At 42.0% G+C, this 24517-nt stretch carries 24 protein-coding genes; 10 read left to right on the top strand and 14 right to left on the bottom strand.

Annotated elements, in window-relative coordinates:
• Positions 1–48: 48 nt before the first annotated feature.
• The 4 genes from AC19MV_RS14365 to AC19MV_RS14350 all read left to right on the top strand — a co-directional run bounded on the left by AC19MV_RS14365 (position 49) and on the right by AC19MV_RS14350 (position 2564).
• The gene (locus AC19MV_RS14365) at positions 49–708 is read left to right on the top strand and encodes a response regulator transcription factor (RefSeq protein ID WP_498308394.1); all 660 of its coding nucleotides are present in this window, start codon (positions 49–51) and stop codon (positions 706–708) included.
• A gap of 104 nt (positions 709–812) precedes the next feature.
• A complete protein-coding gene (locus tag AC19MV_RS14360; RefSeq protein WP_432401924.1) occupies positions 813–1937 on the top strand; it encodes a M14 family metallopeptidase in 1125 nt (374 codons plus the stop codon).
• Positions 1938–1968: 31 nt separating this feature from the next.
• Positions 1969–2286 (top strand): zinc ribbon domain-containing protein, encoded by a 318-nt coding sequence (locus AC19MV_RS14355; RefSeq protein ID WP_160054759.1) that lies wholly within the window; start codon positions 1969–1971, stop codon positions 2284–2286.
• Positions 2283–2564 carry a YeaC family protein gene (locus tag AC19MV_RS14350; protein WP_432401921.1) on the top strand — a complete coding sequence of 94 codons (282 nt, stop codon included), beginning with the start codon at positions 2283–2285 and terminating at the stop codon, positions 2562–2564. Before AC19MV_RS14355 ends, AC19MV_RS14350 begins: the two co-directional genes overlap by 4 nt.
• A 140-nt stretch (positions 2565–2704) precedes the next feature.
• Here the strand turns inward: AC19MV_RS14350 and ansA are convergent, their stop codons facing one another.
• Together ansA and sppA are read right to left on the bottom strand one after the other, a co-directional pair.
• Entirely contained in the window at positions 2705–3718 is a 1014-nt protein-coding gene (ansA, locus tag AC19MV_RS14345) for an asparaginase (RefSeq protein WP_498308392.1), read from the bottom strand.
• A gap of 155 nt (positions 3719–3873) precedes the next feature.
• Positions 3874–5718: a signal peptide peptidase SppA gene (gene sppA, locus AC19MV_RS14340; RefSeq protein WP_498308390.1), complete on the bottom strand. Its 1845-nt coding sequence runs from the start codon at positions 5716–5718 to the stop codon at positions 3874–3876.
• A gap of 163 nt (positions 5719–5881) precedes the next feature.
• Between sppA and AC19MV_RS14335 the strand changes: the two genes are divergently transcribed.
• On the top strand, positions 5882–7897 hold the full coding sequence (locus tag AC19MV_RS14335) for an oxidoreductase (protein ID WP_432401915.1): 2016 nt from the start codon (positions 5882–5884) through the stop codon (positions 7895–7897).
• Between the two features lie 91 nt (positions 7898–7988).
• Here the strand turns inward: AC19MV_RS14335 and yghU are convergent, their stop codons facing one another.
• Together yghU and AC19MV_RS14325 are read right to left on the bottom strand one after the other, a co-directional pair.
• Positions 7989–8840, bottom strand: coding sequence for a glutathione-dependent disulfide-bond oxidoreductase (yghU, locus tag AC19MV_RS14330; RefSeq protein WP_498308388.1), 852 nt, complete (start codon positions 8838–8840; stop codon positions 7989–7991).
• Positions 8841–9116: 276 nt separating this feature from the next.
• Positions 9117–9788, bottom strand: a complete 672-nt coding sequence (locus AC19MV_RS14325) for a haloacid dehalogenase type II (RefSeq protein ID WP_498308386.1) — start codon at positions 9786–9788, stop codon at positions 9117–9119.
• A gap of 194 nt (positions 9789–9982) precedes the next feature.
• Between AC19MV_RS14325 and AC19MV_RS14320 the strand changes: the two genes are divergently transcribed.
• Complete coding sequence (locus tag AC19MV_RS14320; RefSeq protein WP_498308384.1) at positions 9983–10324, top strand: zinc ribbon domain-containing protein; 342 nt, start codon at positions 9983–9985, stop codon at positions 10322–10324.
• Positions 10321–10989, top strand: coding sequence for an SDR family oxidoreductase (locus AC19MV_RS14315; RefSeq protein WP_498308382.1), 669 nt, complete (start codon positions 10321–10323; stop codon positions 10987–10989). Before AC19MV_RS14320 ends, AC19MV_RS14315 begins: the two co-directional genes overlap by 4 nt.
• 90 nt (positions 10990–11079) lie before the next feature.
• Here the strand turns inward: AC19MV_RS14315 and AC19MV_RS14310 are convergent, their stop codons facing one another.
• The 6 genes from AC19MV_RS14310 to betI all read right to left on the bottom strand — a co-directional run bounded on the left by AC19MV_RS14310 (position 11080) and on the right by betI (position 17630).
• Positions 11080–11562 (bottom strand): MarR family winged helix-turn-helix transcriptional regulator, encoded by a 483-nt coding sequence (locus AC19MV_RS14310; protein ID WP_432401905.1) that lies wholly within the window; start codon positions 11560–11562, stop codon positions 11080–11082.
• A gap of 131 nt (positions 11563–11693) precedes the next feature.
• Complete coding sequence (locus AC19MV_RS14305) at positions 11694–12401, bottom strand: TorF family putative porin (RefSeq protein WP_498308380.1); 708 nt, start codon at positions 12399–12401, stop codon at positions 11694–11696.
• A gap of 26 nt (positions 12402–12427) precedes the next feature.
• A complete protein-coding gene (locus tag AC19MV_RS14300) occupies positions 12428–13645 on the bottom strand; it encodes a BCCT family transporter (protein WP_498308378.1) in 1218 nt (405 codons plus the stop codon).
• A 213-nt stretch (positions 13646–13858) separates the two neighbouring features.
• The gene (gene betA / locus AC19MV_RS14295) at positions 13859–15541 is read right to left on the bottom strand and encodes a choline dehydrogenase (protein WP_498308531.1); all 1683 of its coding nucleotides are present in this window, start codon (positions 15539–15541) and stop codon (positions 13859–13861) included.
• A 26-nt stretch (positions 15542–15567) separates the two neighbouring features.
• Positions 15568–17034 carry a betaine-aldehyde dehydrogenase gene (betB, locus tag AC19MV_RS14290; RefSeq protein ID WP_498308376.1) on the bottom strand — a complete coding sequence of 489 codons (1467 nt, stop codon included), beginning with the start codon at positions 17032–17034 and terminating at the stop codon, positions 15568–15570.
• Positions 17022–17630 (bottom strand): transcriptional regulator BetI, encoded by a 609-nt coding sequence (gene betI / locus AC19MV_RS14285; RefSeq protein WP_432401897.1) that lies wholly within the window; start codon positions 17628–17630, stop codon positions 17022–17024. Before betI ends, betB begins: the two co-directional genes overlap by 13 nt.
• 605 nt (positions 17631–18235) lie before the next feature.
• Between betI and AC19MV_RS14280 the strand changes: the two genes are divergently transcribed.
• Positions 18236–18760, top strand: coding sequence for a NifB/NifX family molybdenum-iron cluster-binding protein (locus AC19MV_RS14280; RefSeq protein WP_498308374.1), 525 nt, complete (start codon positions 18236–18238; stop codon positions 18758–18760).
• Between the two features lie 88 nt (positions 18761–18848).
• Here AC19MV_RS14280 and AC19MV_RS14275 read toward each other — a convergent pair whose 3' ends face one another.
• Positions 18849–20186: a sigma-54 interaction domain-containing protein gene (locus AC19MV_RS14275; protein ID WP_498297473.1), complete on the bottom strand. Its 1338-nt coding sequence runs from the start codon at positions 20184–20186 to the stop codon at positions 18849–18851.
• Between the two features lie 242 nt (positions 20187–20428).
• On the opposite strand from AC19MV_RS14275, the gene AC19MV_RS14270 reads away from it, so the two are divergent.
• Positions 20429–21076: a Tll0287-like domain-containing protein gene (locus AC19MV_RS14270; protein ID WP_432401891.1), complete on the top strand. Its 648-nt coding sequence runs from the start codon at positions 20429–20431 to the stop codon at positions 21074–21076.
• A 249-nt stretch (positions 21077–21325) separates the two neighbouring features.
• Positions 21326–22192, top strand: a complete 867-nt coding sequence (locus tag AC19MV_RS14265; protein WP_498308372.1) for an MBL fold metallo-hydrolase — start codon at positions 21326–21328, stop codon at positions 22190–22192.
• Positions 22193–22442: 250 nt separating this feature from the next.
• Here the strand turns inward: AC19MV_RS14265 and AC19MV_RS14260 are convergent, their stop codons facing one another.
• The 3 genes from AC19MV_RS14260 to AC19MV_RS14250 are packed head-to-tail and all read right to left on the bottom strand — an operon-like array spanning position 22443 to position 24498.
• Positions 22443–22847, bottom strand: a complete 405-nt coding sequence (locus AC19MV_RS14260) for a rhodanese-like domain-containing protein (protein WP_432401887.1) — start codon at positions 22845–22847, stop codon at positions 22443–22445.
• Positions 22848–22862: 15 nt separating this feature from the next.
• Entirely contained in the window at positions 22863–23612 is a 750-nt protein-coding gene (locus tag AC19MV_RS14255) for a sulfite exporter TauE/SafE family protein (protein ID WP_498308370.1), read from the bottom strand.
• A gap of 16 nt (positions 23613–23628) precedes the next feature.
• Positions 23629–24498, bottom strand: coding sequence for an MBL fold metallo-hydrolase (locus AC19MV_RS14250; RefSeq protein WP_498308368.1), 870 nt, complete (start codon positions 24496–24498; stop codon positions 23629–23631).
• Positions 24499–24517 lie beyond the last annotated feature (19 nt).

The raw sequence follows: 24517 nt of genomic DNA, 5'->3' as shown, positions 1-24517 counted from the left end.
ATTGTTGTGATAATCTAAATAGAAATCGTTATCATTAAGTGGTTAGGCATGAAACACATTCTATTAATTGATCTACATTCTGCAGCTCATGAGTTATTTCATCAACTTAGCGCGCAAGGGTACTATGTCCATCAAGTCGATAATGCCTTTGATGCACTGATCAAAATGGAAACGTTAACCCTGGAAGCCATATTACTTGATTTTTCTGTGCCTAAAATGGATTCCTTTTGGTTATTGGTAGCCCGACAAGCCCCGACGCCGATTATTGTCATTGCAGATGCGAACAATGAACTTGAGCGTATTAATGCTCTTGAGTTGGGTGCCGACGATTATTTGAGCCAGCCAGTTAACGTTCGTGAGTTGCAACTGCGCCTAAATGTGCTCAAGCGCCGTTCGCAACCCGCAATTAATGACGTAAAACCTGCCCAAATTAGCTTTGAAGACGACACTTATACGGTCAATTTAGTGGATAACGCGTTAGTGTTAACACAAACTGAATATCGCTTGTTTAAGTATTTATTTGAACATCAGGGTGAGGTCGTGACAAAAGCGGAATTACAACAACGGGTACTACACAAAGAACATGGCCGGTTTGATCGTAATTTAGACATGCACATCAGTAATACTCGGCGTAAGTTAGTTAAAGGCAATCTGCCAAGAGAAATGATCAATACGGTACGCGGTCAAGGTTACAGCTTTAGTTTTTAAAAGGTTCACACTAATAGCCGCATTTGATAAGCTATGGCGCATAAAAAAAGGTATAGACCGAGTTCAGGTTAAATATAAGCGCAAGCAAATTAAAGGAAATTCCAATGCGGATCAGTGCAAACTTTGACGGTGGCAATATTAACGTCATCAAGATCGACAAACACGATGACATTCAACTCGCTATTCGTCCTGACTTTGGCGATGAATTCTATCAATGGTTTAATTTCCGTTTAGAAGGTGAAGTCGGTCAAACTTATACCTTAAATATCCTTAACGCAGGCACGGCATCTTATCCAAAAGGCTGGGAAGATTATCAAGCAGTGGCAAGTTACGACCGTCAAACCTGGTTTAGACTGCCAACGCAATATGAAAATGGCGTGCTCACTATTCAAGCCGAGCTAGACTGTGAAGCAATGCAAATTGCCTACTTTGCACCTTACAGCTACGAGCGTCACCTAGACCTCATCAGTGAAGCCCAATTACACCCATCAGTGAGTCTTGAGCATTTAGGCTTAACCTTAGATGGTCGTGACATGACGTTGCTAAAAATTGGTGATGGCGACTCAGACAAGAAAAATATCTGGATTACCGCACGTCAACATCCTGGCGAAACCATGGCCGAATGGTTAGTAGAAGGTTTACTCAACCGTTTACTAGACGGCGATTGCCCAACGTCTAAAGCGCTGTTAGACAAGGCAAATTTTTATATCGTACCGAACATGAACCCAGACGGAAGCGCACGTGGTCATTTACGTACCAATGCTGTGGGCACCAATTTAAACCGTGAATGGCAAACGCCGAGCCTAGAAAAAAGCCCAGAAGTGTATTATGTAGTGAACAAAATGCAGCAAACTGGCGTAGATCTATTTTACGATGTGCATGGTGATGAAGGTTTACCGTATGTATTTTTAGCGGGTTGTGAAGGTGTGCCAAATTACAATGATAAAATGGCCGCATTACAACAACAGTTTGTTAGCGCTTTAACCATTGCCAGTGCGGATTTCCAAACGGAGTTTGGTTATGACAAAGACGAGCCTGGTAAAGCTAATTTAACAGTGGGTTCTAACTGGGTAGCAAATACATTCTCATGTTTATCTAATACATTAGAAATGCCGTTTAAAGACAACGCAAACCTAGCCGATCCATTTGTTGGTTGGTCTCCAGAGCGCAGTATTTATTTAGGCGAAGCTTCATTGGTAGCCATGCTCGCTGTCGTTGATAGCTTATAATCTCAATTGAACTCAGCAGGAACGGTATAACATGGCGTTAGTTGCATGCCCTAAATGTCAAAAACGTATTTCCAGCCAAGCCAAACAATGTCCGCATTGTAAAACTGATTTGTCTGGTAATACGCAATCTTTGTCTGTTATTAGTCATATAGAGCGTTCAAACAGTTTAATGAACCAAAGTTTTATCTATTTGACCTTATTCATTGCAGGTGTAGTGGTGTGGTTTTGGGGCGGCGAACCTGCTCAAGGTGTCACCTTGTACTTAGCTGTGGCCAGCTTTGTGGCAGGTTTTACAGGTTACTTGATCACTCGGATCAGAATTGTGTTACATAAACGGAAATCAGTATGAACGATATCAATAAAGTCATCGATGAAATGCCAGATGAAGTGTACCAGCGTTTATTGTCTGCCACTGAATTAGGTAAATGGGATGACGGAACTGTGTTGACCGAGCAGCAGCGAGAATCAACGTTACAAGTCGTGATGATGTATCAAGCGCGTAAGTTGAATCAAACGGAGCATTTTACCATCGCATCAGGTGGTAACATTAATGAACTGTCTAAAACTGAATTGAAAAAACAGTTTAAAGGTGAAGCGATTGCTGAGTTTAAAGAAGCAGACCTGTAATTTATCCATTGCTAGCAACCGATAAATTCTGCGTAGAGTACGACCGCTCACTACCATGAGTGAAATTAATTGATGAAAAATGCGAACCGCTAGGTTCGCATTTTTATTTTTTATAGGATATAAAATCAATGATTTATTGATTATCCTTCAGTAAGCTCACCAATCAGATTTTGTTGCATACGGTGTTTGATTTGATTTGATGTCAAACCAATTGATAGTAAATAATGCAGTTTAGCGAGTGCGGCTTCAATGGTCATGTCTGATCCGCTAATCACGCCAGCTTGAGCCAGTGCATTACCCGTCGCATAACCGCCCATATTGACTTTCCCCTGAAAACACTGCGTTAGGTTCACTAACACAATACCGCGTTCGTCAGCCTGTTTCAGCGTGTCTAACAGTTGTTTATCTTGCGGTGCATTACCAACGCCAAAGGTGAGCAAGATTAAAGCTTTAACGGGTTGCTGCAAAATGTTGATAAAAATTTCAGTTGAAATACCGGGGTATAACGTCACCACGCCAACAGGTTGCGGGCTAATGGTCACCACTTCGAGCGGCTGATCGGTGGGCGCACTGATTTTTCCCGCCTTAAGGTTAATTTTTATGCCAGCCTCTAACAATATCGGAAAGTTCGGTGAAGCAAAGGCATCAAAACCATCGGCATGAGCTTTGGTTGAGCGGTTACCACGGAACAATTTATTATTAAAAAACAAACAGACTTCTGCCACAGGGTAGTTCGCAGCAATGTATAACGAATTAAGTAGGTTGGTTTGACCGTCAGAGCGCAATTGCGCTAATGGAATTTGCGAACCTGTCACAATGACGGGTTTGGATAAACCTTGCAACATAAACGACAGTGCCGATGCGGTATATGCCATGGTGTCAGTACCATGCAAAATCACAAAGCCGTCGTATTTGTCGTAGTTGGCCTGAATATCATTGGCAATCATTTGCCAATCGGGCGGTGCCATGTTCGATGAGTCGATGAGTGGACTGTATTCGTGGATAACAAAATTAGGCATTTCATCATGATAAAACTCTGGCATAGATTGAACACAATCTGTTAAAAAACCGGCAACGGGTACAAACCCATTCGCGGTTTTTTGCATGCCGATAGTACCGCCAGTATATGCAACGTAAATCGAGCGTTTTGTCATGAAGTTTGGACTCAAATAAAGCAACCATTGAAGATATCGCAAATTATACGAGTTTATTTAACGATACCCAATAAAAAAGCCTGCAATGCAGGCTTTTTTTGAATAATCTTCATCTTATGCGGCTTGGTTATTCTGCAAAAGAGGGCTAACCGTGATTAATAGCTACATTGTTCACAATAAAGGTAAGCATTATTTGGGTCATCAAATTTTGAAAACTCTTCATAAACCCCCGCCCATTGCTTAACCATTTTCTCAACCATGGTTGTTTTACCAAAACTTTCTGGCATATATGATGCTGACGCGCCGAGAACTTGTTGCATTAACTGTTGTTCAGCAGATAATTCTTGCTCGATAAGCTTCACATCAAACTTATCCATTTTGGCTAATTCTGCTGCTTTGGCTAATGCCGCTTCCATATCGCCTAATTCATCAACTAACCCTAAGGTCAGCGCACGTTTACCTGTCCAGACGCGGCCTTGAGCAATGCTATCAACCTGTTCTAAGGTCATATGGCGCTCTTGCGCCACTAACGAGATAAACTCGTGATAACCGCGTTCAATATGACGTTGAATCACTGCAGCAACTTGTGGACTCAGCTCGCGAGCTGGAGATAAACCGGCCCAGTCTGATGTGGCAACGCCGTCTGATGTGACACCAATATGAGTCAGTGCTTTCTCAAAAGTGGCAAACATACCAAAAATACCAATCGAGCCGGTTAGGGTGGTTGGCGTTGCAATAATATAGTCTGCACTGGCTGCAATCCAATAGCCGCCTGATGCGGCTAAACTGCCCATGCTAACCACAACAGGTTTGCCAGCCGCTTTGAGTGCCAATACTTCTTGGCGAATCTGTTCTGACGCAAATGCACTGCCACCAGGGCTGTCTACACGTAGTACAACCGCTTTCACCTTGTCGTCAAAACGTGCTTTTGTTAGCAGTTCAGAGGTACTGTCGCCACCAATTTGACCTGCAGGTTGTTTGCCGTTAAGGATGTTTCCTTTAGCGACAATTACTGCGACAGAATCATTTTCTATAAACTGTGGTATAGGAGCTGTGACGCTGCGGTAATCATTAAAACTAATTTGACGATAGTTTTTACCTTCTTTATCAGCACCTACACGCTGCATCATGGCTAAACGAAACGCATCAGCAGAGACTAATTCGTCAACCCACTTCATGTTAATCGCCATTTGTGCGCTGTCGCCATCGGCTTGCTCTAATTGCTCAAGGTAGGCATCAGTGCTGAGCACTAATTGATCAGGCGCAATTTGACGGTTACTCGCAACAATAGTGGAGTAGCTTTGCCACATGTCACCGAGTAATACTTTACTGGCTTCTTTGTCTGCTTCAGACATGTCATCACGAATAAATGGCTCAACGGCAGATTTAAACGTACCGACACGGAAGACATGGGTGGTGATGTTCAGTTTTTCGAGTGCCGCTTTGTAATACAAGCGGTAGCGACTTAAGCCATCAAGTGACACCATACCTTTAGTATTTAGGTAAATCTTGTCAGCAAAGCTGGCCAAGAAATACTGGTCTTGATCATAACCATTCGCCATGGCAATAACTGACTTGTTGGCAGCTTTAAACTCGGTTAACGCTTCACCAATGGCGGTCATTTTACTGATCCCAGCGCTTTGTAGGTTGGCTAAATCAAGTACGATGCTAGTAATGCGCTTATCTTCTGTCGCATTATTAATGGTGTACAGCACGTCTGCCAATAATATTTCACCGCTAGGGTCGTTATCCTGCCCCTGGGTTAATGCCGCTTCAAATGGGTCAACATAGTGCTTTTGATCCACAATGCTGCCCGATAAGTTCAGGACTAAAGCGGATTGATCTTCAACCACGACTTCATCTTCACTGCTGAGCACCGCCACAAATATGATGGCTAATACACCAAAAAATATAAAGTTAATTATAAGCTTGCGAATGGTGTTTACCGTATTCCACAACAGTAAAAACATTCTTTTTAAAAACGAGGGTTTAGCGGACATTAGCCACTCCTTTATCAGTCTAATGCAGTCATCCTAACTGAAAATCAACCTAAATGTGAAACTCAATTGTAAAGGTTTTTAACAAACGACCGTTTAAATGATTGAGCAATTCAAATTGTCGTTGTATGCTGGTTTAAATCACTTGTTTAAAAAGGATGTTTGAATGTCGTTTCCACACTTACTAGAACCTTTAGATCTAGGCTTTACACAGCTGAAAAATCGCGTGTTAATGGGCTCAATGCACACAGGCTTAGAAGAAGAAAAAGGCGGATTTGAGAAACTGGCAGCGTTTTATAAAGAACGTGCTGAAGGCGGTGTAGGCTTAATCGTGACCGGTGGTATCGCCCCTAATTTACGTGGGCGTTTAGCGCCTAATGCTTGCCAGTTAAGCTTTTCTTGGCAAGTGAGTAAACATAAAATTGTTACCGATGCCGTACATGATGGCGGCGGAAAAATTTGTATGCAAATATTGCATGCCGGCCGTTACAGTTACCATCCATTCAGTTTAGCGCCGAGCAAAATAAAATCTCCGATCACTCCGTTTACACCATCCGCCATGTCAGGCCGCCAAGTGCGCAGCACCATTAAAGATTATGCCACCAGTGCCGCATTAGCCAAAAAAGCGGGCTATGACGGTGTTGAAGTTATGGGCTCTGAAGGTTATTTGATTAACCAATTTATCAGCACGCGCACTAACAAACGCAGTGACGAGTGGGGCGGCAGTTTTGATAACCGCGCACAATTTCCAGTAAAAATTGTTGAAGCTATTCGTGAAAAAGTCGGTAAAGACTTTATTATTGTGTTCCGCCTGTCGATGCTCGATTTAGTTGACAACGGTTCAACATGGGATGAAGTCGTGCAATTAGCCAAGTGGCTAGAGCAAGCCGGGGTCAGCATTATTAATACCGGGATTGGCTGGCATGAAGCGCGTGTGCCGACCATTGCCACAAGTGTTCCTCGTGGTGCATTTTCCTGGGTGACTGAAAGACTTAAAAAAGAAGTCAAGGTGCCGTTAATTGCTACAAACCGAATTAACACCCCTGAAATTGGTGAATCGATTATTGCATCAGGTCAAGCTGACATGGTGTCAATGGCGCGTCCTTTCTTGGCCGATGCTGAATTTGTCAATAAAGCAGCGGCTAATACCCCAGAACTCATCAACACGTGTATTGGTTGTAACCAAGCCTGTTTAGACCACACGTTTTCGATGAAACGTGCCACCTGTTTAGTCAATCCGCGTGCATGTTACGAAACCGAAATCAACTTTACACCCACCACGAATAAGAAACGCATCGCGGTGATGGGCGCAGGCCCTGCAGGGATGGCGTTTTCAGTTTATGCCGCAACTCGGGGCCATGATGTGGTGTTGTTTGAAGCCAAATCTGAAGTCGGTGGTCAGTTTAACTTGGCGCGTAAAATCCCAGGTAAAGAAGAATTTAACGAAACCATTCGTTACTTTATTAATCAGATTAAATTACACAAGATTGATTTACGTTTAAACACTAAATTGGATGCTTCTGTGTTAGCCACTGAAAAGTTTGATGAAGTGGTTATTTCATCTGGTGTGGTGCCGCGCGAACTTAAATTACCGGGCTTTGATAATCCTAAAGTGGTTGATTATCAACAAGTGCTCAATGGTCAGGTTGAAATTGGTCAAACTGTTGCGTTAATCGGTGCTGGCGGTATTGGTTTTGATATGGCGCACTTTTTATGTGAACGTGAATCGACCAGCTTACAAACCGATAAATGGTTACAGCAATGGGGTATCGATAAAACCTACCAACATGCTGGCGGTTTAACCGAAGAGGCTGAACATCATCCGGGTCGTGATGTGTATCTGCTGCAACGTAAAACCACCAAAATGGGTAAAGGCCTGGGTAAAACCACAGGTTGGATCCACCGCAGTGTGTTAAAGCAGCATGAAGTGAAAATGAAAACCGGTGTGAGTTATGAAAAGTTTGATGAGCAAGGTCTGCACATCAAAGTGGGTGAACACTCTGAAATTCTTGCCGTTGATAACGTTGTATTGTGTGCAGGACAAGTGTCTAACACCACATTAGTGGATGAAATGAAAGCCAGTGGCTTACCTGTTCATCTTATTGGTGGAGTCGATGTGGCAGCAGAGCTTGATGCTAAGCGTGCTATTCGTCAGGGTGCCGAGTTGGCCATGGTGATTTAAACTCAGTTAAGGCTTTTGAGGCATTAACCAATAAAAAAACCTAGCAATCATTGCTAGGTTTTTTATTGGCTTAAAATACCCTTAGTACAGGTTATTTTTCACTGTTAAGTGCAGCATCAATGTCAGCTGCACTGTGACGTTCAGCTAAGCTCACATCACCCCATGATGTATTGACAATTTTGCCACGTTGCACACCAGGACGCTGTAATAGTTGGTTAGCCCAACGGACAACATTTTTATAACTGGCAACATCTAAAAACTCTGCAGCGCTATATAAGTTGCCTAATACCAGGTTGCCATACCAGGGCCAAATAGCCATGTCGGCAACGGTAAAGTCTTCGCCGGCGATAAAGGTGTTATTTGCTAATTGCTTATCTAATACATCTAACTGACGCTTAACTTCCATCGCAAAGCGATTGATTGGGTATTCTTGCTTTTCATCGGCGTAAGCATAGAAGTGACCAAAACCACCCCCCAGAAACGGTGCCGAGCCTTGCGCCCAGAATAACCAGTTAAACGTTTGCGTTCTTGCAGGGCCTGATTTAGGCAAGAAATGACCAAATTTTTCAGCTAGATGCACCAAAATTGAGGCTGACTCAAACACATTGATGTCTTCAGCACCTGATTTGTCCACCAATGCTGGGATTTTAGAGTTGGGGTTAACCCCAACAAAGCCGGATGAAAACTGATCTAGCTCGCTGATATTAATTAAATACGCATCGTATTCCGCTTCTTTTACGCCAAGCGCCAATAGCTCTTCAAGCATAATCGTGACTTTTTGACCATTAGGCGTGCCTAATGAATATAACTGTAATGCATGTTCACCAACTGGCAGAGTTTTTTCAAATCGGGCGCCAGCGACAGGGCTGTTAATATTGGCCCATTTGTTAGCACTACTGGCTTCGTTAACCCACACTTTAGGTGGAACATATTGATTACTCATAAAATCTCCTCAAATTCGATAATGTAATGTCACCATTAAATATGGCGTGATACTAATAATGTGTTGTAAATAATCTTTTTATCATCAATCTGTCGCAATAATCGTTTGCAAACTGTCTGTTGTCGCTAAGTTCAATTTCACTAATTTCTATTGCACTAAATAGGCTTAGCACTAAATATGCTTAATTAATCGTGCATCACTAACGAGTATCATCAGTTTAAGCGATCACTATTTAAATAAGTCATAACAGCTGCAATAAAAAGTGAGTTATTACGCCTAACCCTTGAGCACTTCGGCTAATTCAATCAAATCACTCACGATCAAATCAGGTTGAATTTCCCATGGGTCAAATATTTTACTGGGGCTTCGTTTTACCCATACAGCTTGTAAACCAGCCGATTTAGCGCCAATCACATCCCAAGGATTACTCGATACCATCATGCATGAGTTCATATCAGCTTGCATGCGCCTCATTAAATATTGGTAAACATCCGGATTGGGTTTGTAAGTCTGTAAATCGTCAACACTGATCACACGGTGTAAATGTGGCAAAATCTGCGAGTTAGCCATTAACGTTCGCACAGACAATTCAGGTCCATTAGAAAATGCCGCTATCTGATGACCTTGCTCTTTGAGCTTTTTAAGCCCAAGGATCACATCATCAAACGCGTTTAACTCAGCAAACTTTGCCATTAACTGCTGTTGCTCGGTAGACGTCAATGATATCTGATAAACACGTAAACAATATTGTAGCGCCTGTTGAGTACAAACAGTAAAGTCAGCATATTGCTGCATCAGCGCGCGTCTAAAGGCATATTCAACTTTCTTGTCGTGCCATAACTGGCCAAATTCAGAGGCTTTATCGCCAATAAGATTCTCAAGGTGCTGCCCCATATCAACTGGGTCGACAAGGGTGCCGTACACATCAAAACCAATAGAATAGTTCATCTTATATCCTGTATTTATTAGGTTAACACTCAACCTTTAGACGATGTAATGACTATAAACTAACTGTAACGAGTGTTCAATAACTATTTTGAGCGTTCATTCAATAATTATATTCAATCACATTAAAATGATAATTTGTATTGCAACTTTATCAGACACCAACAGCGCGGTATCATATTGTGATAGAGCTGAATGTGATTGAGATAAATGAGGTTGATAAAATGGAATGTCCAAGCTGTAACAGTCAATTTGCCAGAAGAGCATTAAAAGTGGTGCGCAAAGGCGATAACGGTGTCGAAGCACAATGCCCTAAATGTAACACTTGGCTGATGTTTGAACCTAAAATGATGCGCATTAAAAACATTGGCATGTTGCTGCTATTGGTGTTTAGCGTTACCAATTTCTTTCTTGAAAACAGTGATTATCGCCTAATCTGTTCATTTGCCGCTTTTGCTGGTGCGTGTATAGCGTTATTTGGCGCGTTTAAAGGCAAAATGATTACTGTTAAATCAAATGATAATAAGGAACCCGCATGAAAACGGTTGTTATCACTGGTGCAAATCGCGGCATAGGCTTATCGCTCGCGACATTATATGCGCAGCAAAATAAGCTTGTTTATGCGCTTTGTCGTCAATCGTCAGTGGAACTTGCTGCCCTAGGTGACAATGTTAAAGTCATTGAAGGTGTTGATGTTACGCAAGATGCTGGCATTGAAATCATGCAAACCCGTTTACGTGGCGTAAACATTGATCTGTTAATTTGTAATGCTGGCATTTTACGCGACGAAAGACTTGATCATCTTAATCTCGATACCATAAGACAACAATTTGACGTCAACGCGCTGGCACCGCTTCGGGTTGTTGCATCTTTACAGTCACATTTAGTCAATGGTGCAAAAGTGGCGATGATCACTTCTCGGATGGGATCGATTACCGATAACAATTCAGGTGGTCGCTATGGCTATAGAATGTCTAAAGCCGCGTTAAATGCAGCGTCAATGTCGCTTAGCCATGATTTAGCACCAAGACAGATAGCGGTAGGCATTTATCACCCAGGATATGTACAAACCGAGATGGTGAATTATGGCGGGGATATTTCAGCTACTGATTCAGCATCAAGATTAATCGGCTTAATTGATGCGCTTTCGATGGAGACATCGGGTGTGTTCAAGCATTCAAATGGTCAAGATTTGCCTTGGTAACATTGGCAACATTGGTATAAACCAGACATAAAAAACGCGAGCCAATGCTCGCGTTTGTGTATCTGAATGCTTAACATTCAGCAGGGCAGTTTACTGAGCTGCTTCTGCTTGAATTTGACCCACTAATAATACTGGCGCAGCATCAATGTCATCTGCGTCCATCATTGACGCAATTCGCTCAACCGCAGACAATAACTGGCTTTGCTCCCATTCTTCTAAGTTTTGGTAATGCTTAATAAAATGTTCTTGAAGCGGTTTAGGTGCGCTACTGAGTATTTCATTACCCGCATCGCTCAACGATAAATGCACTTTACGCTTGTCGGTTTCGCTACGCGTACGGATCACCAGATTTCGGCTTTCTAGTCGATCAATAATGGTGGTGACTGTTGCTGCACTTAAATTAATTTCTTGGGCAATTTGTTTTGCTAATGGTGCGTCAAGCTCATGGATTTTCTTCATCACCATAAGTTGCGGCCCTGTTAAACCAGAGAGTTTATTTAATTGACGCGAGTGTATATCGATAGCTCTGATCACTCGGCGCAATGAAATTAATAATTGTTCGTACTTTTCCATAATGTCCTCTAGACCACAGAGTTAGCAATTTTGCCCGCACCTTAACAGATATAAGGTCATTACTCATGCGTAAAATCAAAAAAAGCAGAATAACAGCGAACCGTTATTCTGCTTATGTCGCGTAGATCAAATTACAGGTTAAATGTGCGCGAGACTGAAAGTACAGCGCGAGTATCACTTAAATCTGTATCCATGCTAGTGTCTTCAACAGCAACATTAAAGTCAAAACCTTCCCAGCTCGTCATGTACTCAGCACGGTAATGGTTGTATGACTTGTCGCCATCCCATGACCATTTGTTTTTGTCATTTGATGTTGAGCGATCAAAACTGACACGAATGTCATGGCCTTCTGCCACTGTAAATGTGTGAGCAACCATTGCAATGTAATGGCCAGCATCTAAACCAAAGTAATCCCATGAGTACCAGAAGTTTAATTCACTTTGACCTAACGACGAGGTGTAGCCAAATTTAGTGTAGATTTCTGGGTAGTAATAATCATCTGATGCATCATCACCATGGTAAGTATAGTAAGCAATACCCGCATCTAACGACACGCGGTCATTCAGCTCAAAGTATTTACCAGCATAGAAATCTAGCTCTAGCCAGGTATCTTCGCCGCTACCGAAATCAACATTCGATGCCCAAGCACCAACATACCAACCGTCATCCATTGCATAATCAAGGCTAGCTTGTAGTGCCGGGTCATTGTCTGTTTGGCTTACACCATTAAAGGTGTAATCTGATGTTGCGTTAACTGTGGTGCTTAAATCTCCCGCCATCACTGATGTTGGTAGGGCAAATAAACTTAATAGCGCCAGTGTTTTAATTTTAGTGTTCATTATCATTCCTTGGGTATTATTATTAATTAATCCAGTAACTCAATTTTTGTAAAATCAATTTTGTTCGCTTTTGGCGAGCGTTCAATGTCTGCCACTTTAGTTAAGTGACCTTTTAAAATAAAGAAGAAACAACTTAATATCAGGCCGATGGCTAATGCTCCAACCCATTGAATTTCTAAGAAGTCTAACTTAAATAATAAGGTTAATCCGCTCAGTAACACAACATTACCTATGATATACGGCACTTTACCAAAACGCTCTACTGTGAGGTTTAAATTATCTGTGTATAAACGCACTAGTGAGTCTAATGAGTTAATCACAAACGTGATGCCCACGATGACCATCGCAAGGTTATAGAACCCTGAGGTGTCGATACCATTCGCGCTGTAGTAATAAAGTACAGTAAACCAGATTGCAATTGGGATAGACGGAAATACCATCATCGCCAGTAATACTTGATAGGTTTTCATGCCGCCAACAAAACGCGCAGTAAACTGACCAATCATAATACTCCAAGCAAACCACCAGAATAAGTAGAACTCGTGATAATCATTCATGGGTAAGACAAACTCATGCATATTTGAAAAGTAGCTACCGATTAATGCAAAAGTGGTAAAGAATTCACCCACACTTGAATCGTCTGACAAAAATGCACCAGACCACATTAGCGCGATTAAGCCAAAGAATAACCAGGTACTGCCTAAACTTAGGTAGCGTACATATTTAATGCTGGTGCTTGAATATACTGCAGCGGCAATTACCATAAATACAATGAGATAGAATGTACTCACAACCGATTCACCGTCACCTAAGTTAGGTAAATACCATGGTAAGTTACTTAGGAGTAAATATGCAGTAAACGCACAGGTACCGATAATAACCAGGTTATTAATAAACTTGATTAACGGAATTTCAAAATACTTCACTCTGGGTTCAATAACACAGAAATAGAAACAGGTTAAAAAGTAAAAAGCCCAAATTAAACAAGCCCAAAAACCAAACTCAATGGCGAGGGGATTGGTAAAACCATACTCAGGGCTGGCGGCTAAATCGGCATATCCCGCAAATTCAGTCAGCGGGAACATAATCAGTCCCACATCTAAACCAGAGGTAAAGAGAATCGCAATAAAAGTAAACTTACGTACAGGCGTCACACCAATACATTGCATATTACCCCAGCGATAAATCACAAATGCGATAGCGGCGAACGTAAATAAAATACCTATTGATAACCAGGTCGTCATTACTTAACTCCTGATTTAATTGTGTGTGCAAACATGATGTTGGCTCCTTGTTGTATGTTTTATTTAATGCCATAGAACAATGTTTAAAGGCGGTTATGCCCTCAAGCCTTAAGTATCGCTGTCGATAGTTAAACCCTGATAGATTGAACATAGCTAAATTGGTCATTCACAAAATTGTAGGTTGACCAAAGACCTTTACCTCAAACTGATGGATTAACTCAGCGATCTTTTCGGCGCTTTTACCCGCTGCTGAGATTGCCAATCATCGGCGATAGTCACCTTGGCAAAGCTAGGCGCTAGCGTTTGTTTACCCAAAATAATGTCAGCAGCACGCTCGGCCACCATAATCGTCGGCGAGTTTAAATTACCGTTTGGTATCGTCGGGAAAATCGACGAATCAACCACTCTTAAGCCCTTAATGCCGTGTACTTTAGTGTCTGAATCGACCACCGCCATGGCATCTTCACCCATTTTGCATGAGCAAGAAGGGTGGTAGGCACTTTCAACTGAACTGCGCACAAACGAATCGATTTGTTCATCGGTTTGTATGGCTAAGCCAGGTTGAATTTCTTCACCACGGTATTCATCTAATGCAGGTTGATTAATAATTTCACGCGTTAACCGTACGCAAGCTCTAAAGCCTTCGATGTCATCTTGATGCGATAAATAATTAAACTGAATTTGTGGCGCAACCTTGGCATCTTTAGAGACAACGGTCACTGCACCGCGACTTTTTGGCTTGTTATGGCCAATGTGAACTTGAAATCCGTGACCGGCAAACGCTTCTTTACCGTCATAACGCATTGCTGCAGGTAAAAAGTGGTATTGCAAATCTGGCCACTCTAAACCGGGTTTTGAGCGGATAAAGCCACAAGATTCAAAATGGTTTGTCGCACCTAAGCCTGATTTATCTAAAATCCAACGGGTACCAATGAATAGCTTATTCAGTGGGTCTAACTTTCCGTTGAGTGAAATAGGCTGTAAGCACTTAAATTGGAAATAAAACTCTAAATGATCTTGAAGATTTTGACCGACACCAGGTAAGTGGTGAACGGTTTCAATTCCTGCGTCGGCTAAGATTTGCTTATCGCCAATACCAGACAATTGTAAAATGTGTGGCGAACCGATAGAGCCTGCAGACAACACCACTTCTTTATTGCAGTGCACATCAATCATTTGGCCTTTACGCTCGTAACGCACGCCAACGGCTGTTTTGTCTTGCATTATGACGTTATGCACTAACGCATGAGTCACTACGGTTAAATTGTCGCGTTTCATCGCCGGACGAAGATAAGCGTTTGCAGTAGACCAACGAACGCCATTTTTAACGGTCATGTGCATTGGGCCAAAGCCTTCTTGCTGACTGGCATTATAATCACTCGTCGCTAAGTATCCGGCATCGACACCAGCATCCACAAAAGCTTGATACAACGGGTTTTTCATTTCGTTACCGTTATTCACCGCTAAAGGACCCGTGTCGCCGCGGTAAACGTTGCCACCAAATGACCATGTTTCGGCTTTTTTGAAATACGGTAAACAATGGGCATAGTTCCAATCTTTTGCACCATGTTGTTGCCACTCGTCAAAATCACGTGCATGACCACGTACATACACCATGCCGTTAATTGACGATGAGCCGCCCAACACTTTACCGCGAGGACAATGCATACGACGGTTATCTAAATGTGGCTCGGCTTGTGTTTCAAACTGCCATGCATACTTTTTAGTATTCATCGGGATTGAAAGGGCGGTTGGCATTTGGATAAAAATACTCTTATCACTACCACCAGTTTCTAAAATTAATACTTTATTGTCTGGGTTTTCGGTTAAGCGGTTGGCCAATACACAACCTGCGCTACCAGCACCAACAATAATATAATCGTATTCATGAGACATTTGCGTAGACATTAATTGGGTCACTCCTAAAATGGGCTTTCAAGTGACTGCATACCCACGTAAACCGCTTTAATTTGGGTATACGCTTTTAAGGTTTCAGAGCCATTCTCACGACCAATACCAGACATCTTGTAGCCACCCACAGGCATTTCTGCTGGCGATGCACCATAGGCGTTTATCCAGCAAATACCGGCTTGCATTTGGTGAATCACACGGTGAGCGCGAGTAATGTCCTGGGTAAATACGCCAGCGGCTAAACCTAAGTGAGTGTTATTGGCTCGCTGAATCACTTCATCTTCATCATCAAAGGTAAAGACTGACATTACCGGGCCAAAAATCTCTTCTTTGGCAATGGTCATGTCATCAGTGCAATCAGTAAAGACAGTAGGAGCAACAAAGAACCCATGAGGTGCATTATCAGGGCTTAATGCCACACCACCGGTTAATAAGGTGGCACCTTCTTTTTTACCAATAGCGATATACTCAAGCACTTTTTGTTGATGTGCTCGTGAGATTAATGCGCCAAAATTGGTTTCTGCATCCATCGGATCGCCACAAACAATATTATTTTCAGTGCGTTGCTTTAAGCGCTCAATAAATTGTGGGTACATGTTTTTTTGCACAAATACGCGTGTGCCATTAGTACACACTTCACCTTGGGTATAAAAGTTCGCCAGCATGGCTGCTGATACCGCATTTTCAACATCGGCATCATCAAAGATGATTAACGGTGATTTACCGCCAAGCTCCATGGTCACTTCTTTTAAGGTACTTGATGCTGCAGCCATCACTTTGGTGCCCGTGCCGACTTCGCCAGTAAATGACACTTTGGCAATATCGTCATTAGTAGTTAACCAGGCACCTACACGGCCATCACCTTGAACAACGTTAAACACGCCATCGGGTACGCCTGCTTGAGTGAATATTTCTGCTAAACGCATTGCACCGCGAGGCGTTTCTTCAGAGGGTTTAAAAATCATTACATTGCCGCAAGCAAGTGCAGGGGCCGCTTTCCAGCATGCAATTTGTAATGGATAGTTCCATGCGCCAATGCCAGCACAAATGCCTAACGGCTCACGGCGAGTGTAGTAAAAGTCATCACCAATAGATTGTTGATTACCTTCAATGCTAGGCGCTAAACCTGCAAAAAACTCGATTGAATCTGCGCCGGTAACGACATCAACAACCGAGGCTTCTTGCCAGGGTTTACCGGTGTCAAGCACTTCACCTGCGGCAAGCTCGTCATTGTGTTCACGAAGTAGGGCGACGGCTTTAAGCAAAATACGGCTACGTTCCATCGGCGTCATCTTTGACCACACGGCAAAACCTGTTTTGGCACTCTCAATTGCGGCGTGTTGTACCGCTTCTGTCGCGACTTCTACTAAATAACTTACGCTGCCTGTTGCAGGATTAACGACTTCGAAGGTTTCTCCGCTGCCATTAGATATGTACTTACCATGAACGTAATTTTGGTATGTGATTAACGCTGACATTCAATTTCTCCGTGTTGCACGATCACAGCCTCTATAAAGGCTTTAGATAAAATTTGGGCTTGCTTAAAATCTTCTACAGGGCTGTGGCTTAACGCACTGCGTAACCAAAACCCGTCGATAATTGCCGCGGTTTGTTTGGCGGCATTAATCGCGTCTGTTTTGGGTAATAATTGTTTAAATGAATAAAGCAGGTTGCTGTATAGACGCTGATTATTGATGTATTGCAGTCTAGCCAGTCCTGGGTCGTGCATGGCTTGAGACCAAAAACTTAACCACGTTTTTGTTGCCGCACTAGAACGTTGAAGTTCAGTAAAGTTAGCTTCAACTATCATTGATAATCTTGCCATTGGGGTTAATGTTTTGCCTGACGTTCTGGTCAGTAAGGCTTGCTTCAATTCTTCTAATAAGAATTTTTGCGTGGCTTCAATTAACCCTTGTTTGCCACCAAAGTAGTGGCTGATGATCCCTGATGACATACCCGCTAAACCACTGATCGTATTAATTGTGGTGTGCTGTAATCCATGACGTTCGACTGACATTAACGTGGCATCTATGAGCTGTTGTTGTCTGACGTTTTTCATTGCTGGTCTTGACATTAGTGACATCCTTTTTTGGCTGAAACGTTATTAATTGAACGTTCAATTAATAACAATACTAATGATTAGACCTCTAATTATCAAGCGATTGTTTGATTTAGATCACTATAACTGCGTCAATTTATTGCTAGGTGATTGAGTTGGGTTTTTATAAGTAATTGTTATATATCAATTATTAGTTTTAGCAGCTATTTGTGACGTTATTGTCGGTTTTTATTAATTATTGCAGCTGTAATGATTTTTTTGTTCAAATAATCGACCAGACTCACGCTTGTGGCATGTTAATACGATGAGGCATACGCTATACCACGCTTGTTTATAAGTGGTTTTCATATAACAGGCTTGCCCTGCAAGCCAACCATAAGCTCAATCGCGAACGCTGATAACGTCAAGCCCCACTAAAATCAAAATCGTGCCTCAAACAAGATTGTATGAAGACACTGTGATGTAAGAATCAAAATAACAAAAAAGTATTTGGCATATGCCATTAATGGGTATATAAATAGCATATGCCATTTACTTGTGTGCGTAATCTAAAAAGGATTGGGTAACTGGTACCAAACAATATTAATTATCGCAGTGAATTAACTGCAAGAGAGGACATAATGATTACAGTCATACCTATTAAAGATGAGCATATTGCTAACCATTTTAGCAAAGCAGAGAGTTTCATTATGGTTAATGAACAAGCCAGTATTGTTGCGCGATTTGATAATCCGGCATTGAGCGATGGCTGTGAAGGTAAACGTAAGTTAGTTGAACTTATCAAAGCCCATGGCGCGACCCGAGTGATTGTGAGAAATATTGGCCAACAATTGTTGTCTAAGTTACTTAACCAACAACTCGATGTTTTTCATGCCAAAAATGGTCGTACAGAGATTGCTTATTTTGCCAACGAACACTTAGCTGAATGTGAGCCATATCTTGATGCATCGCAGGGCAGACCTTCAACTAAGCATATCGCTAAACAAGGTGAAGGCGGATGTTGCGATCATAACCATGGTGAAAGTGGTTGTCATGGCGGACATTGTGATTCTCATGAACATGGCGAAAGTGATATAGACTTAAGCGAACCCATGCATATCAAGCGCTGTTGCCAGAAAAAGCATTCGTTATTACGTGCGAATTAAACGACTCAAGTGAAAGTCGTAGTTAAACTTCTTCGTTTAATACTTTATTCGTTAAGCGCTCACATTGCAGCAGAAGTATCACGCAAGCTTACAGCTTTAAACCGTATCGTTGTAATTTACGATATAAGGTTCGCACGCTGACATTGAGTATAATGGCCAATTCGGCGGGCGAACCTGTAAATTGTAGACACACTTGCGATAAATACTCGGATTCAAGATCATCTAAACTCATCATTTTCGTCTCAGTGAGATTAACAGCACTAGCATCAAAGCCTGGTGTATGTTGAGTCGCTGCTTTGCTGGCGGTTGCATTGATGCTTTCAGGTAAATCACTACTATGGATCAAATCTTCATTAGCAATCAGCGCAGACTGTTCAATAATATTTCTTAGTTCGCGAATATTACCCGGGAACGAGTAACTGCTAAGGAGTTGTAACGCATTGGCTGAAAACTTTTTGTGTTTATAGTCTGACAACTTCATAAAATGATTGATCAAGGTTGGAATGTCATCTTGTCGCTCACGCAATGAGGGTAGGTATATTGGGAAACCAGCGATGCGATAATACAAATCTCGTCTAAATTCACCTTTATCCACCAATTCAAGTAAGTTTTTATGACTGGCACTGACTAATCTAAAATCAGATCGTTTTTGCTTTAAGCCTCCCACCGCTCGATAACATTGTGTTTCGAGTAACCTCAATAACTTAACTTGCATGTTCATGGGGACATCACCAATCTCATCAAAAAAAACTGTCCCACCATGGGCAATTTCAATGAGTCCTTTTTTACTGGTGGTCGCGCCGGTAAAAGCCCCTTTTTCAAAACCAAATAGCTCACTTTCAAATAGATTTTCGCTAAGTCCGGTACATTCAATGACCACAAACGGTTTGTCGCTTCTATTACTGGCTTGGTGTACGGCTTTTGCGACTAACTCTTTACCCGCACCTGTTTCACCTTGCAGCAATACAGCGATGTTTGATTGCGATGCCCGGTTGATTTTATTGAGCATTTGTTTAAACGGAGCCGATTGGCCCACCATGGTGTCTTTTTTTGATTCAGTTGATGCATAGTCAATGGAATCTAAAATCTCAAGAAAGCCCATGATCATGCCAGCATCATCTTTAATGGGCTTCATTAAAATGTCGCAATACGATTTACCTTGAGCAGTACTGTGTATGTGAACGGCGTTTGCTGCGCGAGTGGTTTTTTGGCACTGCTGTAACGGACATTCCTCGCCATGTTTGTCACAAGGTTCATCGCTGTGATGAGATATTTGATGACAACGACTTTTACCTAACGTTACCTCTGTATCATAGGTTTCAATATACGCTTGGTTTACGGCATGAATAATATAATCGGGGGTGATGAATATGGCCGGCTTATCTATTGCGTTGATCATCGATTGTACAACGGTAGTATTTTTCATTGTGCTAGCTCTCATAAACATGCGCGCTAAATTAGCTGTCATTAATGCCACCAAAAATGACAGTGTGTGACATTTTTGTCAACAAGATACGTCGCGGACATTAAATCAATAACGACTATTTAGCCTATAGCGTTATAAAATAGGCTTTTTATTTTATTTTGTGACATGGCACAAAGTTTGTAGGTAGATCCTTGAATATCTCAAGACCGCATCTGGTCCCAAGAGGAAAAGGAACAAAAATAATGAACGCAACAAAGACTCCTAATATTTTATTTGTTAAAACCCTAGCCATAAGCAGTATTGCACTTTTATCTTGTGTCAGTTCCATGGTCAATGCACAACCATTAACCGAACAACAACTTGAGCAAGAAGCCAATCAAAAAATTGCCCAATTTAGTCAGGCATTAAAAGGGCAGCTACAAGCTGCTATTAAGCAAGGTGGACTTCCTGCCGGAGTGTCTGTGTGCAAGTCAGTTGCCCCTAGCATTGCTGCTGAAAACTCTAAAGACGGTTGGACACTCAAACGAACCAGTTTGCGCGTGCGTAATAGTGATAACACACCAGATGCCTGGGAGTTGGCACAGTTAACGCAATTTGAACAAACAAAAGCCGCAGGCAAGCAAGCTGCTGATGCTCCCATTGTTGCGAGTGAATACATTGTTAACGGTGACACGACTGAGTTTCGTTATATGAAAGCCATTCCAACACAAGAACTGTGTTTAGGCTGCCATGGCAGTAACATTACTCCAGAGCTAAGCACGCTAATTAAACAAGCTTATCCAGAAGATAAAGCCATAAACTTTGAATTAGGCGACTTACGCGGTGCATTTTCATTACAAAAGGTCATCAGCAGTACAGAACAATTGAAAACCATAAGTGGCAAACCTTAAGGTGAGCGTATGGTGGGTTATGTTAATGGCGTATTAATGGGTAATCTCTATTAGCCAACGCAACCCCCGCGATATCACATATTCTGCGGCCGAAGGGCCTTTGTTGCGACTCTCGCCGCAGTTTACTATTTTGTTTTCAGTTAACATTATGCTGTAGTTAATAACCGCCTTGATATGTCGCTAAATAAAGGCTGAATTAGGGTTTTATCTAACAAAAATGCAATGCTTTTTGTTGGGAGTTAATTGTTCATGAGCAAAATCCGCATCGATCCCTTCTATCACCCAAGCAGTCACTCTGTGAGTTATGTGGTGACCGATCTTGCTTCGCGTCAAAGTGCCATTATTGACCCTGTGTTAGATTTCGATATTGCCTCGGGTAAAATAACGACTGTGTTAGCAGACAGTATGATTGACTATCTAGACAGTAATGGCTACGAGCTTGAATGGATTTTAGAAACCCACGCTCATTGCGATCATATTTCTGCTGCATGTTATATCAAACAGAAACGCGGTGGTTCTACTGGTATAGGCGAGCACATTACTAAAGTGCAACATATGTTTAAGCGGATCCTTAACCTGGATGACAGCTTTCATTGTAATGGTGAACAGTTTGACCAGTTGTTTGTTGATGAAGAGCTGATTAAGTTAGGTCACTTAGATGTACACATCATGCATACTCCAGGGCATACACCTGCATGCGTGAGTTACCTTATCGAAGATGCTGTATTTGTTGGTGATGTTATTGCTTCACCCGACATTGGTACCGTGAGTGCTGATTTCCCCAACAGCAGTGCAGCGACATTATACCACTCTATTCAAAAAATATTAGCCTTGCCTAATAGCACTCGGGTATTTGTTGGTCATCAGCCGCAAACTGCGTGGACACAAAGCAACATAGTTGAAACCTCAATCCTGGCTCAAAAACGCACTAATCGGGTTGTAGGCGGTAAAATAGGTTTGGATGAGTTTATTCAATTGCACCAAGAGCAACATCAAGGTACATCGATGCCATCATTGTTATTACCTGCAATACAACTCAACATTAGGGCTGGACACTTACCGCCCCCAGAAGGTGAAGATAATTACTTTCTAAAAATCCCGCTCAATCAATGGTAACAATGTACTGCTAAGTAGTAAGCAATAGCATTAACAATCAATAATAAAAATGAGCCATAAATGGCTCATTTTTATATGCTTATGCAGTGTACTGACTCACTGATATTAACTCATCTATAAATCTTCATGTCTTCACACTGATGCTTATGAGCGTTAATTTGAGGATAAGCTTTGGTTTAAAGATAAGCTCATGTTTAAGATTAGGCTCATGTTTAAGGTGACGTTATGAATTAAAGCCGTGAATCTCAGACTATATTTTATGAGGTATCACGGGAAAGCCATCTTGCTCCCATTGCATCATGCCACCAGCAACCGATAATGGTTTGGTAAAGCCCATGTTCTGCAACGAGGCAGCAGCTAATGCAGAGCGTCCGCCCGTACGGCAAATAAGATAAATCTCTTTGTTTGCCAACTCATTCAACGCTAAAACCCACTCACAATGATGGCTAACTGATGGGTGCTCATGAATTTTCATTTCTAATACACCCCGAGGTAGGTTAACGGCACCTTCGATATGGCCAGTTAAAAACTCTTCATGTTCGCGCACATCAATAATGATAATGTCAGGATTTAACATTGCTGTGAGTAATTGCTGCGTGTTGACTTCAGCAATCGTTGTTTTGATTTCACTAATATATTCTTGAGCAGTTTTCATGTGTGCCTCGTGATACTAAATAATTGATTGAGTTGTAATAAACAATGCCATTACCACTAAAAACACCGCGAATACTTTTTGTAATGTGGCTTTAGGGAGGTATTGAGTGAGCTTCTGTCCGGCTAAACTTCCGACAAATCCGCCAGCAATCATGATGGCAATAACAGGCCAGTCGAATTGCAGCCCTTTATCAGACAACAAGCTGTAATATTTAATGAACCCCATTGAAGAGTTCATGGTGATAATCAACAAGCTGGTACCCACTGCTAACGACATTTCAATGCCGCCGAGCAATACCAAGGCAGGGATAATTAAAAATCCGCCACCGACACCCACAAAACCTGTGACGACACCGACTAATAATCCTTGCAATAGCACGTTAGCTAGCTTGAGTTTGCCTTGGGTGAATTGAGCATTTTGTTTGCGCCACATCATCACCGCACCGATCAGCATTAATCCCACAAACACACTCAGTTGGATCTGGCTGGTGAAATAGGTACTAATCCAAGCACCTAAATACGTGCCCGCCATACCGGGTACACCAAACAAAAAAACATGTGGCCATGAGACCATTTTTTGTTTAATAAACCCGATACTACTCACCGCGCTAATGGCTGCGACAATACAAAGAGACGATGCTATTGCGAGCTCTGGTTGCATCCCAACAAGATATAACAACATAGGAACCGTGAGTATTGAACCTCCAGAACCCAGCATGCTCAGCACTAAGCCAATAACTAACGCACCTAAAACTGCTTGTATCATATTGATAACCTATGTTTTAAAGTAAGTTAATCGGCACTTTTAAATACACAGTGCCATTCGATTCAGGTGCTGGCATGTTACCCGCGCGAATATTGACCTGAATAGACGGTAATATCAGTCTTGGCATGGGTAAGGTGGCATCACGAGCTTGACGTAGCGACACAAACTCAGCTTTGCTGATGCCATTTTTAACATGAATATTGTTGGCTTTTTGTAGGCCCACTTGGGTTTTAAATTGATGGCTGCGACCTTCCGTTGGATAATCATGACAAACATAGATATCCGTAGACTCAGGCAAGCTAAACAGCGATTGAATTGAGTCATATAAAGTGTTGGCGTCACCACCTGGGAAATCACAACGAGCCGTGCCTACATCGGGCATAAATATGGTGTCGCCGACAAAAGCGGCTTGTTCATTGATGATGTAAGCTAAGTCTGCAGGGGTATGGCCGGGTGTGTGCATGATACGAATAGCCATATTGCCCACTTGCAACAATTCATTGTGTTTAAATAACCGGTCAAACTGGCTGCCATTGGGTAAAAAATCACTTTCAAGATTAAAGACTTGCTTAAAGGTTTGTTGCACTTGAGTAATGTGTTCACCAATACCTATTTGACCACCTATTTGATCGCGGATATAACTGGCAGCAGATAAATGATCTGCATGTGCGTGAGTCTCAAGTATCCATTTAACACTTAATTCTTGGCGTTCAACCCAGTGCAGAACACGTTGAGCACTGCGAGTGTCTGTTCGCCCGGACTTATAATCAAAGTCTAAAACCGGATCGATAATCACCGCAAAGCGTGTGGCATTATCTGCAATAACATAGGTGAATGTTTCACTGTCATCATCTAAAAATTCATGGACACTAAATGTTGAGTTCATTACAAATCTCCTATAAAAA

It is taken from the genome of Shewanella sp. MF05913 (assembly GCF_059758095.1).
The sequence above is the reverse complement of the archived record's forward strand: the minus strand, read 5'-3'. Positions and strand labels throughout refer to the sequence as shown.

Coding starts and splice junctions, on each gene's coding strand:
- AC19MV_RS14260 (WP_432401887.1), bottom strand. CDS start 22,847: ATGAAAACTGCTCAAGAATATATTAGTGAAATCAAAACAACGATTGCT.
- AC19MV_RS14280 (WP_498308374.1), top strand. CDS start 18,236: ATGATTACAGTCATACCTATTAAAGATGAGCATATTGCTAACCATTTT.
- AC19MV_RS14355 (WP_160054759.1), top strand. CDS start 1,969: ATGGCGTTAGTTGCATGCCCTAAATGTCAAAAACGTATTTCCAGCCAA.
- AC19MV_RS14305 (WP_498308380.1), bottom strand. CDS start 12,401: ATGAACACTAAAATTAAAACACTGGCGCTATTAAGTTTATTTGCCCTA.
- betI (WP_432401897.1), bottom strand. CDS start 17,630: ATGTCAAGACCAGCAATGAAAAACGTCAGACAACAACAGCTCATAGAT.
- AC19MV_RS14310 (WP_432401905.1), bottom strand. CDS start 11,562: ATGGAAAAGTACGAACAATTATTAATTTCATTGCGCCGAGTGATCAGA.
- yghU (WP_498308388.1), bottom strand. CDS start 8,840: ATGAGTAATCAATATGTTCCACCTAAAGTGTGGGTTAACGAAGCCAGT.
- ansA (WP_498308392.1), bottom strand. CDS start 3,718: ATGACAAAACGCTCGATTTACGTTGCATATACTGGCGGTACTATCGGC.
- AC19MV_RS14255 (WP_498308370.1), bottom strand. CDS start 23,612: ATGATACAAGCAGTTTTAGGTGCGTTAGTTATTGGCTTAGTGCTGAGC.
- AC19MV_RS14350 (WP_432401921.1), top strand. CDS start 2,283: ATGAACGATATCAATAAAGTCATCGATGAAATGCCAGATGAAGTGTAC.
- AC19MV_RS14360 (WP_432401924.1), top strand. CDS start 813: ATGCGGATCAGTGCAAACTTTGACGGTGGCAATATTAACGTCATCAAG.
- AC19MV_RS14265 (WP_498308372.1), top strand. CDS start 21,326: ATGAGCAAAATCCGCATCGATCCCTTCTATCACCCAAGCAGTCACTCT.
- AC19MV_RS14300 (WP_498308378.1), bottom strand. CDS start 13,645: ATGACGACCTGGTTATCAATAGGTATTTTATTTACGTTCGCCGCTATC.
- AC19MV_RS14315 (WP_498308382.1), top strand. CDS start 10,321: ATGAAAACGGTTGTTATCACTGGTGCAAATCGCGGCATAGGCTTATCG.
- betB (WP_498308376.1), bottom strand. CDS start 17,034: ATGTCAGCGTTAATCACATACCAAAATTACGTTCATGGTAAGTACATA.
- AC19MV_RS14335 (WP_432401915.1), top strand. CDS start 5,882: ATGTCGTTTCCACACTTACTAGAACCTTTAGATCTAGGCTTTACACAG.
- AC19MV_RS14325 (WP_498308386.1), bottom strand. CDS start 9,788: ATGAACTATTCTATTGGTTTTGATGTGTACGGCACCCTTGTCGACCCA.
- AC19MV_RS14250 (WP_498308368.1), bottom strand. CDS start 24,498: ATGAACTCAACATTTAGTGTCCATGAATTTTTAGATGATGACAGTGAA.
- AC19MV_RS14270 (WP_432401891.1), top strand. CDS start 20,429: ATGAACGCAACAAAGACTCCTAATATTTTATTTGTTAAAACCCTAGCC.
- AC19MV_RS14365 (WP_498308394.1), top strand. CDS start 49: ATGAAACACATTCTATTAATTGATCTACATTCTGCAGCTCATGAGTTA.
- betA (WP_498308531.1), bottom strand. CDS start 15,541: ATGTCTCATGAATACGATTATATTATTGTTGGTGCTGGTAGCGCAGGT.
- sppA (WP_498308390.1), bottom strand. CDS start 5,718: ATGTCCGCTAAACCCTCGTTTTTAAAAAGAATGTTTTTACTGTTGTGG.
- AC19MV_RS14275 (WP_498297473.1), bottom strand. CDS start 20,186: ATGAAAAATACTACCGTTGTACAATCGATGATCAACGCAATAGATAAG.